This window comes from Parvularcula oceani (genome assembly GCF_000733125.1).
Lineage (GTDB): Bacteria > Pseudomonadota > Alphaproteobacteria > Caulobacterales > Parvularculaceae > Parvularcula > Parvularcula oceani.
Genome location: NZ_JPHU01000009.1, coordinates 47,801 through 61,417 on the forward strand (window position 1 = coordinate 47,801; position 13,617 = coordinate 61,417).

The following is a 13,617-nucleotide window of genomic DNA, read 5'->3' on the forward strand; positions in this document are numbered from 1 at the left end:
CGTTCGCTCAGCTCCGCTCGGCGCCCTGGGCGCCTGCCGGCACCGCGTAGAGGATGACGAAGGCCTGCGCCAGCGGGCCGTCATCCGTGATGGTCAGGTGGATTTCCGTCACATGGCCATCGGGGGTGAGGCTGTGAAGGCGCGCGGCTGCGCCATTCGTCAGGTTCATGGTCGGTTTGCCCGACGGCATGTTGACGACCCCCATATCGCGCCAGAAGACGCCCTGGCTGAGCCCGGTGCCGAGCGCCTTCGCCGTGGCCTCCTTGGCGGCGAAGCGCTTGGCATAGGAGGCGGCGCGCATGCGGCGGCGGTCGGACTTGCTTCGCTCGACCTCGGTGAAGACGCGATGGGTGAAGCGCTCGCCATGGCGCTCCAGCGTCCGCTCGATCCGGCGGATGTCGATGAGGTCGGAGCCGAGGCCGAGGATCATACGAGCAGCCCCGTGCGCGCATCGTCGATCAGGCGGCGCATCTCGCGCACCGCGCCGTCAAGGCCCATGAAGACCGCCTCCCCGACGAGGAAATGGCCGATATTGAGTTCGCGGATGACCGGGATCGCCGCGATGTTCTGGACGTTGTGAAAGGTCAGGCCGTGGCCGGCATGCACCTCCAGCCCCGCCTCATGCGCGGTGCGCGCGCCCGCCTCGATCGCATCATAGGCCGCCTGGATCCGCACCGGCGTCGTCGATTGCGCGGCCTCGTGATATTCGCCGGTATGCAGTTCCACGACCGGCGCGCCGATTTCGGCGGCGGCATGGATATGCGCTTCCTCGGGATCGACGAAGAGCGAGACGCGGATGCCCGCATCGGCGAGACGCGCGATCATCGGCTCCAGCGTCTCGCGCTGCCCGACCACGTCGAGCCCGCCTTCCGTCGTCCGCTCCGAGCGGTTCTCGGGCACGATGCAGCAGGCATGGGGCCGCGTGTTCAGGCAGATGTTCATCATCTCCGCCGTGGCGGCCATCTCGAAATTGAGCGGCGCGTCGAGCCCGGCGAGGCGCGCCATGTCCTCGTCGCGGATATGGCGGCGGTCCTCGCGCAGATGGGCGGTGATGCCGTCCGCCCCGGAAGCGAGCGCCAGCTGCGCGGCGCGCACGGGGTCGGGGTGATCGCCGCCGCGCGCATTCCTCAGCGTCGCGACATGATCGATGTTCACGCCGAGGCGGCAGCGGGGCGCATTGGCTGCCGGGTTGCCGCCGCTCATTTGAGCCCCCGGCTGCCCGGCTTGACCGCCTTCAGGCCTTCGAGGTGCGGCGGCAGCGCATCGGCGGGCCAGGCCTCGACCTCGAGCCGGGCCAGGGGCACCATCGGGACACCGACATCCGCCTCCCCGCCCGAACGGTCGATGAGGCAGCCGAGGCCAAGGACCTCAGCGCCCGCAGCCTTCGCCGCCGCGATGCATTCCCGCGCCGACAGGCCGGTCGAGACGATGTCCTCGACCACCACCACCTTCGCGCCTTCCGGCAGAGGGAAGCGGCGAAAGGCGAATTCGCCCTCCACCCTTTCCGCGAAGACGAAGGGCAGCCCCATCTGGCGAGCGGTCTCATAGCCGTAGATGATCGCGCCCATGGCCGGGGCGATCACGAAATCCGGCGCGCCGCCGATCTCCTCGCGCATCTTCCCGGCCAGCGCCGCGCAGAGGGTCTCGGCGGCCTCCGGGTAGGTGCTGACCACCGACTTGTCGAGATAGGTGTCCGAGTGCAGCCCCGAGGACAGGATGAAGTGTCCCCGCTTCAGCGCGCCATAGCGCTCGAAGATCGCCAGGACGTCTTCGGTGTTCATGCCTGTTCCCTCTGCTCCGCCTCGCGCCGCTCGGCGCTGACGACATAATCCGATGCGCGCAGGCCTGTCAGCACGTTGGCGAGGTGCCGGGCATCCGTCACCGCGATGTCGAAGCAGAGATCGGAAAACTCCACCTCCCGATGCGCCAGCGTCATGTCGACGATGTCCGCGCCATACCGGGCGAGCATGGAGCCGATATGGCCGATGGCGCCGGTCCGGTTGTTCACCGTGACGACGATGGGCGCGACAAAGGCCTCCGAGACCCCCTCGGACCAGGAGAGGTTCAGCCATTCCTTGTCGTCTGCGAGCGCGAGGCGCGGGCAGTCTATCCTATGCACGCGGACCGTGCCCGCCTCTCCCTTGATGCCGACGATCCGTTCGCCCGGAAGCGGCCCGCAGCATTCGGCCAGGCGGATCGCGGCGCCGCGGCTGACGCCCTCGATCGAGACGGAAATAGCGGGGATCGCCGTTTCGGCTCCGATCGCCTTGTGCGGCATGGTCTTCGGGCTGCCGTCGAGATTGGGAAAGACTTCGTCCACGATCTGCTGGCCCGACAGCTCCAGCCGGCCGGCCGCCTCGAGAAGCGGCTTCAGGCCGCGGAAGCCGAGCCGCTTCGCCGCTTCGCGCACGGCAGCTTCGCTGTAAGGCAGGTCGCGCGCGGCGAAGGCGGAGGTGACGATGCGCTCGCCGAGCTTGTGCTGCTCGCGCTTCTCGAGCTGCTTGATGCGGCGGCGGATGCCGGTCTTGGCCGAGCCCGTGACCACCAGGCGGTCCCAATCCGCCGGTATCGGCGCGTCGTCCGCGCGCAGGATCTCCACGACGTCGCCCGAGCGCAGCGGCGTCCGGTTCGGGCGGACCACGCCATTGATCCGCACGCCAGCATAGGTGTCGCCGATCTGCGTATGCAGCGCATAAGCGAAGTCGAGCCCCGTCGCCCCGTGCGGCAGCGGGATCACCCGCCCGCGCGGCGTGAAGGGAAAGACCTGATCGCGATAGAGGTCGATCTTGGCCTGCTTGAGGAACTCCGAGGCGTCTCCGCCTTCCTGCAGGGCGTCCACCGCGCCGCGCAGCCATTCATAGGTGTCGTAGCGGCCATTGGGCGCGATCTCGACCGTGCGGCCCGTCGCCTGGCGGGCGGCGGCATCCTTGTAGCGCCAATGCGCCGCGATGCCCCGCTCGGCCGTATCGTGCATGCGTTTCGAGCGGATCTGCACCTCGACCCGCGTGCCCGCGCGCCCTTCGCCCGTGACCAGCACCGCCGTGTGGATGGACTGGTAGTTGTTGGGCTTGGGCGTCGAGATGTAATCGTCGAACTCGCCCGGGATCATCGGAAAGCTGCGATGGATGACGCCGAGGGCGCGGTAGCAGTCCTCGGTCGCCGGAACGATCACGCGGAAGGCGTAGATGTCGGCCAGCTCCTCGAACAGGCTCTTCTTGCGCTGCATCTTCCGCCAGATCGAGAAAGCGCGCTTTTCGCGGCTATAGACTTCCGCCTCGATCGAGGCCTCCGCGAGCGCGGCGCGCAGCGTATGCGCGAGGGCGACCACATCGTGCACCGCCTCGTCGGCCAGGCGCTGCAGGCCTTCCGTGATGGCGGCATAGGCATCCGGATAGAGGTGGCGGAAGGACAGATCCTCCAGCTCCTCCTTGATCTGCTGCACGCCGATACGCCCGGCGAGCGGGGCGTAGATCTCCATCGTCTCGCGAGAGATGCGCTGGCGCTTTTCCTCGCGGACGAAATCCAGCGTGCGCATGTTGTGCAGGCGGTCGGCAAGCTTGACGAGAAGGACGCGGACATCCTTGGCGGTGGCCAGGATGAACTTGGCGAAGCTCTCCGCCTTGCCGTCGACATCGGGCGACAGCTCGCGCGCGGAGATCTTGGTCACGCCGTCGACCAGCCCCGCCACCTCCTCGCCGAAGCGCTCGGCGATCTCCTCGACGCTGACCTCGGTGTCCTCCACCACGTCATGCAGGAGCGCCGTCGCGATGGTGGCGGGATCGAGCTTCAGCTCTGTGAGGATGCTCGCCACGGCGAGCGGGTGGCTGAAATAGGGATCGCCGGAGCTGCGCATCTGCCCGCCATGGGCGCGCATCGCGAAGACATAGGCGCGGTCGAGCAGCGCGGCGTCGGCGTCCGGATCGTAGGCCTTGACCTTCTCGACCAGCTCATACTGGCGGATGAGGCCGGGCGGCCTCGATTTGCCGGTCAGCGGCGGCGCAGCGCCCTGCGGCGCAGCGCCCGGAAGATCCGCAGCCGCTTCTCCAGCCTCCGGCCGCGCAGGAAGGCCCGCTTGCGGCGCACCCGCTGCACCCGGTTCCGCAGACCCAGGCGCCGCTGGGTCTGCCTGCGCCGCACGATCCGTCGCCGCAAGGGAAGAGCCGCCTTCCGCCACCGCGCCTCCCTTTACTTGTTGGAGGGCGAGATCGGCGCCATGCCGGTCTGCTGCAGGGCCTTGAGGAGGTCTTCCTCGGACACGGTGTCGTGCTCGGGCAGGTCGGCTTTCTCCGCCGCCAGGCCTTCGGCTTCCTCCGGCTCGTCCATGTCGAGCTGGGTCTGGAGCGAGGTGACGAGATCGTCGGCGATTTCCTTCGCGGTGATCTTGTCGTCCGCGATCTCGCGCAGCGCCACGACGGGGTTCTTGTCACGGTCGCGGTCGACGGTCAGCGGCGAGCCGGCCGCGATCAGCCGCGCACGGTGGGCGGCGAGCAGCACGAGATCGAAGCGGTTGTCGACCTTGTCGATGCAGTCCTCGACGGTGACGCGAGCCATAGAGTACTCCGGAGTTGAATATAGAGCGAAGACCGCACCTAAGCGTCCTCGCGCTCTTGCGCAAGCTCAGAGCGGACGGGCCGACCCCTCCGGCAGCGCTGCGATCATCGCCTCCACGGGCGTCTTCGTGACCGGATGAAACCATGCAGGCGCCAGATCGGCAAGCGGGCGCAGGACGAAGTCCCGTTCGGCCAGCCGCGGATGCGGCAGAGTGAGCTCGGCCGTGTCCCGCACCTCCCCGTCCTGCGCGAGGAGATCGAGGTCGAGCGTCCGCGCACCGTAGCGCTCGGCCGGATCGCGCCGGCGGGCGAAGCCTGCCTCGATCGCCAGAAGGCCGGCGAGCATGGCCTCGGGCGCCAGTGTCGTTCGGACCATGGCGACGGCGTTGACATAAGGCGGTGCCGAAGGATCCGGCCAGGCGAGGCTCGAATAGAGCGGCGAGAGGCGCGCCTCGCCCAAAGATGAGAGCGCGGCCGCGGCCCGCTCCACGATCGCGCGCGGCGGCAATCCGCCGAAGCTCCTGTTCGATCCGAGAGCGACCAGCGCCGTTTGCGTCACGTCCGATTCCCGCTACACGACATGAATCATAATCAACCCACATAATGGAGAGGGCGATGAATGACTGGATGGGCCTGGACCCCGACGACAAGACTGCAATCCTGATCGACGGGGCCAATCTCTACAAGGCCGCGAAGACACTGGGCTTCGACATCGATTACAAGAGCCTCCTCGCCCGCGCCCGACGCGAGACCCGCCTGGTCCGCGCCTCCTATTATACGGCCATGCAGGAAGACCCCGACGGCGATTATTCTCCTCTTCGCCCGCTCGTCGACTGGCTCGACTATAACGGCTTCAACATGGTGACGAAGCCGGCGCGGTCCTTCATCGGCCAGGACGGGCAGCGCCGCTATCGCGGCACGACCGATGTCGAGCTGGCCGTCGACATGGTGCTGATGGCGCCCCGTCTCGACTGCATCGTGCTGTTCACCGGAAACGGCGATTTCCGCCACGCCATCGCCAAGGCGCAGGAGGCAGGCTGCCGCGTGGTCTGCGTCTCGACGGTCAAGTCGCAGCCGCCGCTCGCCTCTGACGATATCCGCCGCCAGGCCGACCTCTTCGTCGACCTCACCGACCTCGAGGACGTCATCGCGAGAAAAGGCGCCCCGCGCCGCGATACGCGCGACCTCGACGAGGAAGAGTGAGCGCCGCCGCTTCGCCCGAGGCCCCGCATGACTGCCCCCTCTGCCCCCGCCTCGTCGCCTTCCGCGAGGCGAACGAGGCGCGCGAGCCGCACTGGTTCAACGGCGCGGTGCCGAGCTTCGGCCCGCCCGAAGGCGACGCGGCCGTCCGCCTCCTGATCGTCGGCCTCGCCCCCGGCATGCAGGGCGCGAACAGGACCGGGCGGCCCTTCACCGGCGACTGGGCAGGCGACCTCCTCTACGGCACCATGCTCAAGCTCGGCCTCGCCGAAGGCGAGTACGAGAAGCGGCCCGACGACAGCCTCACCTTGCGCGGCGCGATGATCACCAATGCGGTGCGCTGCGTGCCGCCCGAGAACAAGCCGACTGCGGCAGAGACCAATACCTGCCGCCAGTTCCTCCGCACCCGGATCGGAAGCCTGCCCAAGCTCGAGGCGATCCTGACTTTGGGCAAGATCAGCCATGATTCCACTCTGCGCGCTCTCGGCCTTCGGGTCGCCGCCCACCCCTTCGCGCACGAGGCGGAATACGAAATGGAGGGGCCGAACGGCTCCTTGCGCCTCGTCGCGAGCTATCACTGCTCCCGCTACAACACGAATACCGGCCGGCTGACGCCGGAGATGTTCGAAGCGGCGATGGTGAAGGCCGCGAGCGGGTCTCTTTCCTGACGCCTGAGTGCATTCCTGGTGCTGACGCGCTGCGCGCGACGGGCCGTTGGCCCGGCTCGCTCCTGGATGTCGCGCATTCTTGGTGCTGACGCCTGCGGCGACGGCAGCGGAGCTGCCGGCTCGCTCCTGGACGTCGCTCGCTCCGCGGGAGCGGAGTGCGCGGGTGGCGGGCGCGTAGCGGCCTGTAGGGTGGATCGTGATCCACCATGACGCCGGTGCCGTCGGCGCTGCTCTCTGCGCTCCGCGCAGCCGCCATCGCCCGTCCGTGCCGGTCTTGCAGAAGATGAGGGTCCCGCGCGCGGCTTCCGTGCCGACGGAGGGTCTTGTGTTACTGTGTCGGCTCGGTTCGGGCTTCCCACACCCTCGCCGCGCGCGGCGCGGAACCCTTTTCGCTGTCTCCAGCGTCCCGCCGGGGCCCCTCCGGAGCTCGCCCGGCGCGTGCCATCCCTGCCGTGAGGCAGGCACGCAGGCTCCGCGGCACCGGGCAGAGCGGTGATGGATCCCGCACAGCCCTCTCCCGGCGCGAGGGAGGAGTATGGGTCATGGGGAGGCGGCGGGGATAAGCGTAGGGTGGACCCGCGATCCACCATGACACCGGTGCCGCTTACGCGCCGCCCGCCGCATCGCGCGCAGCGCCCGCTGTTCCGAGATGGGCCCCGGCGCTTCGGCCGGGGTGACGCCTGATGGTCGCCGCTGTTCCCCCGGCCCCCGCGCCGGGGCCTACTCAGGGGAGAGGGGTCGGGACCTGGCGCGTTTCAGGCTGTCGGACCGAATGTTCCGTCGGCTTGCGATAGGGCGTGGTTCAGCGGGCCGTGGCCGCGCCCGAAGCCCGGTGCGTGCTCGATCCCGGCGACCGTATAGGCGATGGCGCGGCGGGCGGCGGCTTCCGCCTCCATCCCCTGCGCCAGCCCGGCCGCGAGCGCGCTGGCCAGCGTGCAGCCCGTGCCGTGGGTGTTCCGGCTCTCGAGGCGGGGGTGGGCGATCCTTGCCGTGCCGGAGGGGCGGACGAGGAGGTCGGTCACTATGTCTCCGGCAAGGTGCCCCGCCTTGGCGAGCACCGCACCCGCGCCGAGATCGAGCAGCGCCCGTGCGGCCCGCTCCGCCTCTTGCTCGTCCTCGACCCCCTGCCCGCTGAGTGCCGCGAGTTCGGGCGCGTTCGGCGTGACGACCGCGGCGCGCGGCAGGAAGCGTTCGCGCAGGAGCTGCGCCACCGCGCCGTCGCCCAGGGCGTCGCCGCTGGTCGCGACGAGGACGGGGTCGAGCACGACCGGCATGCCCTCGGGCAGTTCGGAGAGGATCGCCTCCCCCGCCTCGGCCGATCCGATCATGCCGAGCTTGACGCAGTCCGCGCCGATATCGTTCAGCACCACCCGCATCTGCGCCGCGATGATGTCGGCGGGCACGGGATGGACGGCATGGACCCGCTCCGTGTCCTGAACGGTGATCGCGGTGACGGCCGTCGCGGCATAGGCGCCGAGTGCCGTGCAGGCCTTGATGTCGGCCTGGATCCCGGCGCCGCCGCCGGAATCGGACCCTGCTACGATGAGAACGCGGCCTTTCATCGGCGCGAAGCCCAACGGAGAATGAACAGGCCACCGATGCATTTGACCGCAGCGGGACCGGTCATGATCCATGACGGGTTCCACTGCAGCGTGGAACCGTGATCTCGGACAGCCCTCCCCCACCCTGTCGTAATACTCGGCACGTCCCGCGCGAGATCGGCGAGTCCGTTTACTACGAGGAAGAGGCCGAGCAGGAGAAGACCGATTTTCAGGAGGTCCTGATCGTGCACCGGTTCTGCCGGTTCTGTCCCGGCAGGCAGGATCAGGCGTGCGATCCGTGGTGCGCCGAAGAGAAGAACACTGATCGCAATCAACCAGACGGTGAGATGGATGATCGGGGGAAGCAGGTAGACCCAGCCGCGTTCAGGAGCGCCCACCGCAGTGTAGAGGATGTTGCCGAAAGCCGAGAATGCGCCCGCTGTAATCATCCAGATCGCGAGGATACGGATGAGAACGATGGCAAGCCCCTGCACTAAGCCGCCCTCTCCACCGCCGCGCAAACCTCGTTCACCACCCGGCGCACCAGCGCCTCGTCATCCGCTTCGGCCATGACGCGGATCAGGGGCTCGGTGCCCGATTTGCGGATCACGGTGCGGCCGCTATCGCCGAGGGTCTCGTTCGCCTCGGCGATAGCGGCCTTGACGCTCTCCTCCTCCAGCGGGTCGCTGCCCTTGTAGCGCACGTTCTTGAGGAGCGAGGGGAAGGGGTCGAAGCGGTGGCAGACCTCCGACACCGGACGGTCCTCCTCCACGACGAGGCCGAGGACCTGGAGCGCGGTGACGAGGCCGTCGCCGGTGGTGGCATAGTCCGACAGGACGACATGGCCGGACGGCTCGCCGCCGAGATTCATGTCGTTCTCGCGCATCGCTTCGACGACATAGCGGTCGCCGACCTTGGTGCGGATGAGCGACAGGCCGTGATGCCCCAGATATTTCTCGAGGCCCATATTGGCCATCACCGTGCTGACGATGCCGCCGCCGCGCAGGCGCCCGTCCTTCTTCATGGCGGTGGCGATGGTGGCGAGGATCTGGTCGCCGTCGACGAGGCGCCCGCGCTCGTCCGAGATGAGGACCCGGTCCGCATCGCCGTCGAGCGCGATGCCGATATCGGCCCTGTATTCGAGGACCGCTTCCTGCATTCTCTTGGGCGAGGTGGAGCCGACCTCGGCGTTGATGTTGAAGCCGTTGGGCTCGACCCCGATCGGCTTCACGTCGGCGCCGAGTTCCCACAGCACGGTGGGGCTGACCTTGTAGCCCGCGCCGTTCGCGCAATCGAGGACGATGCGGATGCCGTCGAGGGAGAGCTTGCGCGACAGGGTCGCCTTGGCGAATTCGATGTAGCGCGCGCCCGCATCGTCGATGCGCTTGGCGCGGCCGAGATCGCGGGGCGCGGCGAGATTGTCGTCCCTGCCCTCGCCCATCAGGCGCTCGATCTCCGCCTCGGTCTCGTCGGAAAGCTTGTAGCCGTCGGGGCCGAAGAACTTGATGCCGTTGTCGTGGAAGGGGTTGTGGCTGGCCGAGATCATGACGCCGAGATCGGCGCGCATGGAGCGGGTCAGCATGGCCATGGCGGGCGTCGGCACGGGGCCGAGCAGGATCACGTCCATGCCGGCGGCGATGAAGCCGGCGGTCAGCGCGGGCTCGATCATATAGCCTGACAAGCGGGTGTCCTTGCCGATCACCACCCGGTGGCGATGCTCGCCGCGCTGGAAGACCTGGCCCGCCGCCATGCCGAGGCGCAGAACGCCGTCAGGCGTCAGCGCGCCAGCATTGGACAGGCCGCGCACGCCGTCCGTGCCGAAGATCTTGCGCTCAAAGGTTTCTTCGTCGCCGCGCATCGTGTTCCCGTTCCCAAGGCTGAATCTCCGGCTACCATGCAAAGCTCATGCATTAGAAGGACCAAGCGCCTCCCACAGCGCAAGCGCCTGCCGCGTCTGCGCCACGTCATGTACGCGGAACCACGCGAAATTCGCCTGCCGCGCGCGCAGGACGGCGGCGAGGCTGCCGCCGAGGCGGCTTTCGGGCGGGCCATCGCGATCGAGCGTGGAGATGAAACGCTTGCGCGAGGCGCCCATCATCAGGGGCACGCCGAGCCCGGAGAAGCGGTCCAGCGAGCGGAACAGCGTCACATTGTGCTCGAGCGCCTTGCCGAAGCCGATGCCGGGATCGGCGATGATCTCGGCCACGCCCGCGGCCCGAGCGGCGGCGATGCGCTCATGCAGGAAGGCGAGCACCTCGGCCGTCACGTCTTGATAGGCGGGGGCGTCCTGCATGGTGGCCGGGTCGCCCTGGGCATGCATGAGGACGACCGGCACGCGCAGCTCGGCCGCCACGGAAAGGCTGTCTTCGGAGAAGCGCAGCGCGGAGACGTCGTTCCAATAGGCCGCGCCCGCCGCGACGGCTGCGCGCGCGACCTCGGGCTTGCGGGTGTCCACGGAGATCGGCGCCGGCACGCGCGCGGCGACCGCCTCGATGATGGGCAGGATGCGGTCGATCTCTTCCTGCACGCCGATGGTCTCGGCGCCGGGGCGCGTGCTCTCCCCACCGATGTCGAGGACCTGCGCGCCTTCTTCGGCGAGGCGCAGGGCGTGCTCGACCCCCGCCTGCCCCTCGAACCGGCCGCCATCGGAGAAGCTGTCGGGCGTCGCGTTGACGATGCCCATGACGATGGGGGCGCGGAGGGATGAGCGGGGATTCGTCTTCTGCATGGCTGCGCCCTCAGGCGGGCTGCCCTTCCGTCAGATAACCCGCCGAGCGGCCGGAGGCGGCCGTGCTGACGAGGTTGCTGTAGATCTGGACCGCCGCCTGGAACGCGAAGAGCAGGCCGAGGAAGATCAGGTGGAAGGCCGATCCGTCGCCCGTGCCGATGGGGCTGCCGAAGACGGCGGCGAGCGCGCCGAGCATCACCTGTATCGCCCAGAGGCCGAAGGTGATGGCGAAGAAGATGAGCACGATGATCAGATAGAGGCCGAAGAGGCGCCAGAAATTGCCTCTGGTCACGCCGAATGCGGCGCGCGGCGCGATGCGGTTCTCGAGCGCCGTATAGGGCATGAACAGCGAGAAGCGGATGTAGAACCAGAACGCCAGGATCATGCCTGCGAGCCCGAGGAAGAGGACCGCGATGACGGCGCCGCCACCGGCGTCCCTGTCCGCCATCGGCCCGACAAAGGCCAGCGGCAGGGCGGCGAGGGCGACCGCCACGCCAAAAATGAGAAACGTCAGGAGCGCCGCGCCCAGCACGCGCCATTCCCGCCCGGTCAGGCGCAGGGCGAGGCCGGTCGGGACCTCGCCCTCTCCGGCGGCGAGGCGGATCAGGCGGGTATAGACCGGCAGGAGGAGGATCAGCGCGGCGAAGACGATCAGGAATCCGGGCCAGAACAAGAGCGGCTCCTCGATGGTCTGCACCGTGGTGCTCCACCCGGTCGAGATCTCGAACCGGTCTGCCCCGCCTTCCATGCGCGTGCCGATCTCGGTCTCGCCGCCGCCGAGATCGACGAGAATCGCGCCGGCGATGAACAATGCGATTTGCAGCCAACCCATGCGGAACAGCGCCGGAATGGCGCGCCACCCGAAGCCGAACGAATAGGCGGCGACTTCGCCGACCGGCAGTTTCCTCATGACAGTCCCCTTGTCCCTGTCGGAACGGTAAGGGAGCGGATGCCGATTCTCAAAGAAAAACCCCCGCCGGAGCGGGGGTTTCGGTGGTCCGGATCAGACGCCGGCGGGTTCGGTGCCGCCCAGCGGCCCTTCGCGGCCGGTGCTGGGCACCGAGGAGGGCGGCGTGGTCGGCGTGTCGGAGGGATCGTCGCGGACGATCTTCTCGCCTTTCAGGAGGCGATTGATCTCCTCGCCGGTCAGGGTCTCGTATTCGAGGAGGCCCTCGGACAGCTTGACCCAGTCGTCGTAATTGTCCGTGCCGAGGATCCGCACCGCCGTGTCGTGCGCGGTGGTGATGATCCGGCGCACTTCCTCCTCGATCTTCTTGGCCGTTTCCGGGCTGATCGAGTTGGAGCGGGCGATGGACTGGCCGAGGAAGACCTCGCCCTCATCCTCCGCATAGGCGATGGGGCCGAGCTCGTCCGACAGGCCGTATTGCGTGACCATGGCGCGCGCGATCTTGGTCGCCTGCTCGATGTCCGAGGAGGCGCCGGAGGTGACGTGCTCCTTGCCGAATTTCAGCTCCTCGGCGACCCGGCCGCCCATCAGGATGGCGAGGCGGGAGGTCATCTCCTGCTTGGACATGGAGAACTTGTCCCGCTCGGGCAGCTGCATGACCATGCCGAGGGCGCGGCCGCGCGGAATGATCGTCGCCTTGTGGACGGGGTCCGTCGAGGGAACGTTCAGCGCGACGATGGCGTGACCGGCCTCGTGATAGGCGGTCAGGGTCTTTTCCTTTTCGGTCATGACGGTCGAGCGGCGCTCGGCGCCCATCATGATCTTGTCCTTGGCGTCCTCGAACTCCTTCCAGGTCACCATGCGCTTGCCGCGACGGGCGGCCAGAAGCGCCGCCTCGTTGACGAGGTTGGCGAGGTCGGCGCCCGAGAAGCCGGGCGTGCCGCGCGCGATGGTGCGGACGTTCACGTCCGGGCCGAGCGGCACCTTCTTGATGTGGACGCCGAGGATCTTCTCGCGGCCGACGAGGTCGGGGTTCGGCACCACGACCTGACGGTCGAAGCGGCCGGGACGCAGCAGCGCGGGGTCGAGCACGTCGGGGCGGTTGGTCGCGGCGATGAGGATGATGCCTTCGTTCGCCTCGAAACCGTCCATCTCGACGAGGAGCTGGTTCAGCGTCTGCTCTCGCTCGTCATTGCCGCCGCCGAGGCCTGCGCCGCGGCTCCGGCCGACAGCGTCGATCTCGTCGATGAAGATGATGCAGGGCGCGTTCTTCTTGGCCTGCTCGAACATGTCGCGGACGCGGCTCGCGCCGACGCCGACGAACATCTCGACGAAGTCCGACCCGGAGATCGTGAAGAAGGGCACATTCGCTTCGCCCGCAATGGCGCGCGCGAGCAGCGTCTTACCCGTGCCGGGAGGGCCAACGAGCAGCGCGCCCTTGGGGATCTTGCCGCCGAGGCGCTGGAACTTCATCGGGTCGCGCAGATATTCGACGATCTCTTCGAGCTCTTCCTTGGCTTCGTCGATGCCCGCCACGTCGTCGAAGGTGACGCGTCCGTGGCGCTCGGTCAGGAGCTTCGCCTTGGACTTGCCGAAGCCCATGGCCTTGCCCGAGCCCGCCTGCATCTGGCGGACCGCCATGAAGAGGAGGCCGACGATCAGCAGGATCGGCAGCAGGTTGAAGATGAGGCTGAGGAGCAGCGGCACTTCCTCTTCGGGGAGGACGGTGATCGCCACGTCAGATTCGGCCAGCCTGTCCGACACGGTCGCGTCGCGCGGGACGATGGTCGTGTAGCGCGCGCCGCCTTCGAGGGTGCCCGAGATCCGGTTGTCGTCGATCTCGGCCGAGGTCACGGCGCCCGTGTCGACCCGTTCGAGGAAGTCCGAATAGCTCAGCTCGGTCGTCGAGCCGCCGGGGCTCGCATTCGAGAACACGTAGAGCATCATCAGAGCCACGACGAGCATCAGGCCCCAGACCATCCAGTGTCGGTTGTTCATGCGGATTTCCTTCGTGGGTCGGGCG

The 13,617-nt window shown here is 68.2% G+C and carries 14 protein-coding genes; 2 read left to right on the top strand and 12 right to left on the bottom strand.

Features of this window, described 5'->3' with window-relative positions; genetic code table 11:
- Nucleotides 1-7: 7 nt before the first annotated feature.
- The 6 genes from acpS to folK all read right to left on the bottom strand — a co-directional run bounded on the left by acpS (nt 8) and on the right by folK (nt 5,109).
- Entirely contained in the window at nt 8-430 is a 423-nt protein-coding gene (acpS, locus tag IE88_RS0110590) for a holo-ACP synthase (RefSeq protein WP_031554189.1), read from the bottom strand.
- The gene (locus tag IE88_RS0110595) at nt 427-1,203 is read right to left on the bottom strand and encodes a pyridoxine 5'-phosphate synthase (RefSeq protein WP_031554191.1); all 777 of its coding nucleotides are present in this window, start codon (nt 1,201-1,203) and stop codon (nt 427-429) included. The genes acpS and IE88_RS0110595 overlap by 4 nt, the downstream gene beginning before the upstream one ends.
- Nucleotides 1,200-1,781 (bottom strand): orotate phosphoribosyltransferase, encoded by a 582-nt coding sequence (pyrE, locus tag IE88_RS0110600; RefSeq protein ID WP_031554194.1) that lies wholly within the window; start codon nt 1,779-1,781, stop codon nt 1,200-1,202. The genes IE88_RS0110595 and pyrE overlap by 4 nt, the downstream gene beginning before the upstream one ends.
- On the bottom strand, nt 1,778-4,174 hold the full coding sequence (locus IE88_RS0110605) for a RelA/SpoT family protein (protein ID WP_051881932.1): 2,397 nt from the start codon (nt 4,172-4,174) through the stop codon (nt 1,778-1,780). The genes pyrE and IE88_RS0110605 overlap by 4 nt, the downstream gene beginning before the upstream one ends.
- 11 nt (nt 4,175-4,185) lie before the next feature.
- On the bottom strand, nt 4,186-4,551 hold the full coding sequence (gene rpoZ / locus IE88_RS18975; protein WP_031554201.1) for a DNA-directed RNA polymerase subunit omega: 366 nt from the start codon (nt 4,549-4,551) through the stop codon (nt 4,186-4,188).
- Nucleotides 4,552-4,617: 66 nt separating this feature from the next.
- Nucleotides 4,618-5,109: a 2-amino-4-hydroxy-6-hydroxymethyldihydropteridine diphosphokinase gene (gene folK, locus IE88_RS0110615; RefSeq protein ID WP_031554203.1), complete on the bottom strand. Its 492-nt coding sequence runs from the start codon at nt 5,107-5,109 to the stop codon at nt 4,618-4,620.
- Nucleotides 5,110-5,165: 56 nt separating this feature from the next.
- Here folK and IE88_RS0110620 point away from each other — a divergent pair, with 56 nt between their 5' ends.
- Both IE88_RS0110620 and IE88_RS0110625 read left to right on the top strand, forming a co-directional pair.
- The gene (locus IE88_RS0110620; protein WP_238319295.1) at nt 5,166-5,753 is read left to right on the top strand and encodes a LabA-like NYN domain-containing protein; all 588 of its coding nucleotides are present in this window, start codon (nt 5,166-5,168) and stop codon (nt 5,751-5,753) included.
- Nucleotides 5,750-6,418 (top strand): uracil-DNA glycosylase, encoded by a 669-nt coding sequence (locus IE88_RS0110625; protein ID WP_031554208.1) that lies wholly within the window; start codon nt 5,750-5,752, stop codon nt 6,416-6,418. Before IE88_RS0110620 ends, IE88_RS0110625 begins: the two co-directional genes overlap by 4 nt.
- Nucleotides 6,419-7,173: 755 nt before the next feature.
- Here IE88_RS0110625 and thiD read toward each other — a convergent pair.
- The 6 genes from thiD to ftsH form a co-directional block, all read right to left on the bottom strand.
- Complete coding sequence (thiD, locus tag IE88_RS0110630; protein WP_031554211.1) at nt 7,174-7,980, bottom strand: bifunctional hydroxymethylpyrimidine kinase/phosphomethylpyrimidine kinase; 807 nt, start codon at nt 7,978-7,980, stop codon at nt 7,174-7,176.
- Nucleotides 7,977-8,453 (bottom strand): hypothetical protein, encoded by a 477-nt coding sequence (locus IE88_RS0110635; protein WP_031554214.1) that lies wholly within the window; start codon nt 8,451-8,453, stop codon nt 7,977-7,979. The genes thiD and IE88_RS0110635 overlap by 4 nt, the downstream gene beginning before the upstream one ends.
- Nucleotides 8,453-9,817 carry a phosphoglucosamine mutase gene (gene glmM / locus IE88_RS0110640; protein WP_031554217.1) on the bottom strand — a complete coding sequence of 455 codons (1,365 nt, stop codon included), beginning with the start codon at nt 9,815-9,817 and terminating at the stop codon, nt 8,453-8,455. The genes IE88_RS0110635 and glmM overlap by 1 nt, the downstream gene beginning before the upstream one ends.
- Nucleotides 9,818-9,862: 45 nt before the next feature.
- Nucleotides 9,863-10,687, bottom strand: a complete 825-nt coding sequence (folP, locus tag IE88_RS0110645; RefSeq protein WP_036767051.1) for a dihydropteroate synthase — start codon at nt 10,685-10,687, stop codon at nt 9,863-9,865.
- Between the two features lie 10 nt (nt 10,688-10,697).
- Nucleotides 10,698-11,597: a hypothetical protein gene (locus IE88_RS17400; RefSeq protein ID WP_031554222.1), complete on the bottom strand. Its 900-nt coding sequence runs from the start codon at nt 11,595-11,597 to the stop codon at nt 10,698-10,700.
- A 93-nt stretch (nt 11,598-11,690) separates the two neighbouring features.
- Nucleotides 11,691-13,598, bottom strand: a complete 1,908-nt coding sequence (ftsH, locus tag IE88_RS0110655) for an ATP-dependent zinc metalloprotease FtsH (protein ID WP_162178339.1) — start codon at nt 13,596-13,598, stop codon at nt 11,691-11,693.
- Between the last annotated feature and the right edge of the window lie 19 nt (nt 13,599-13,617).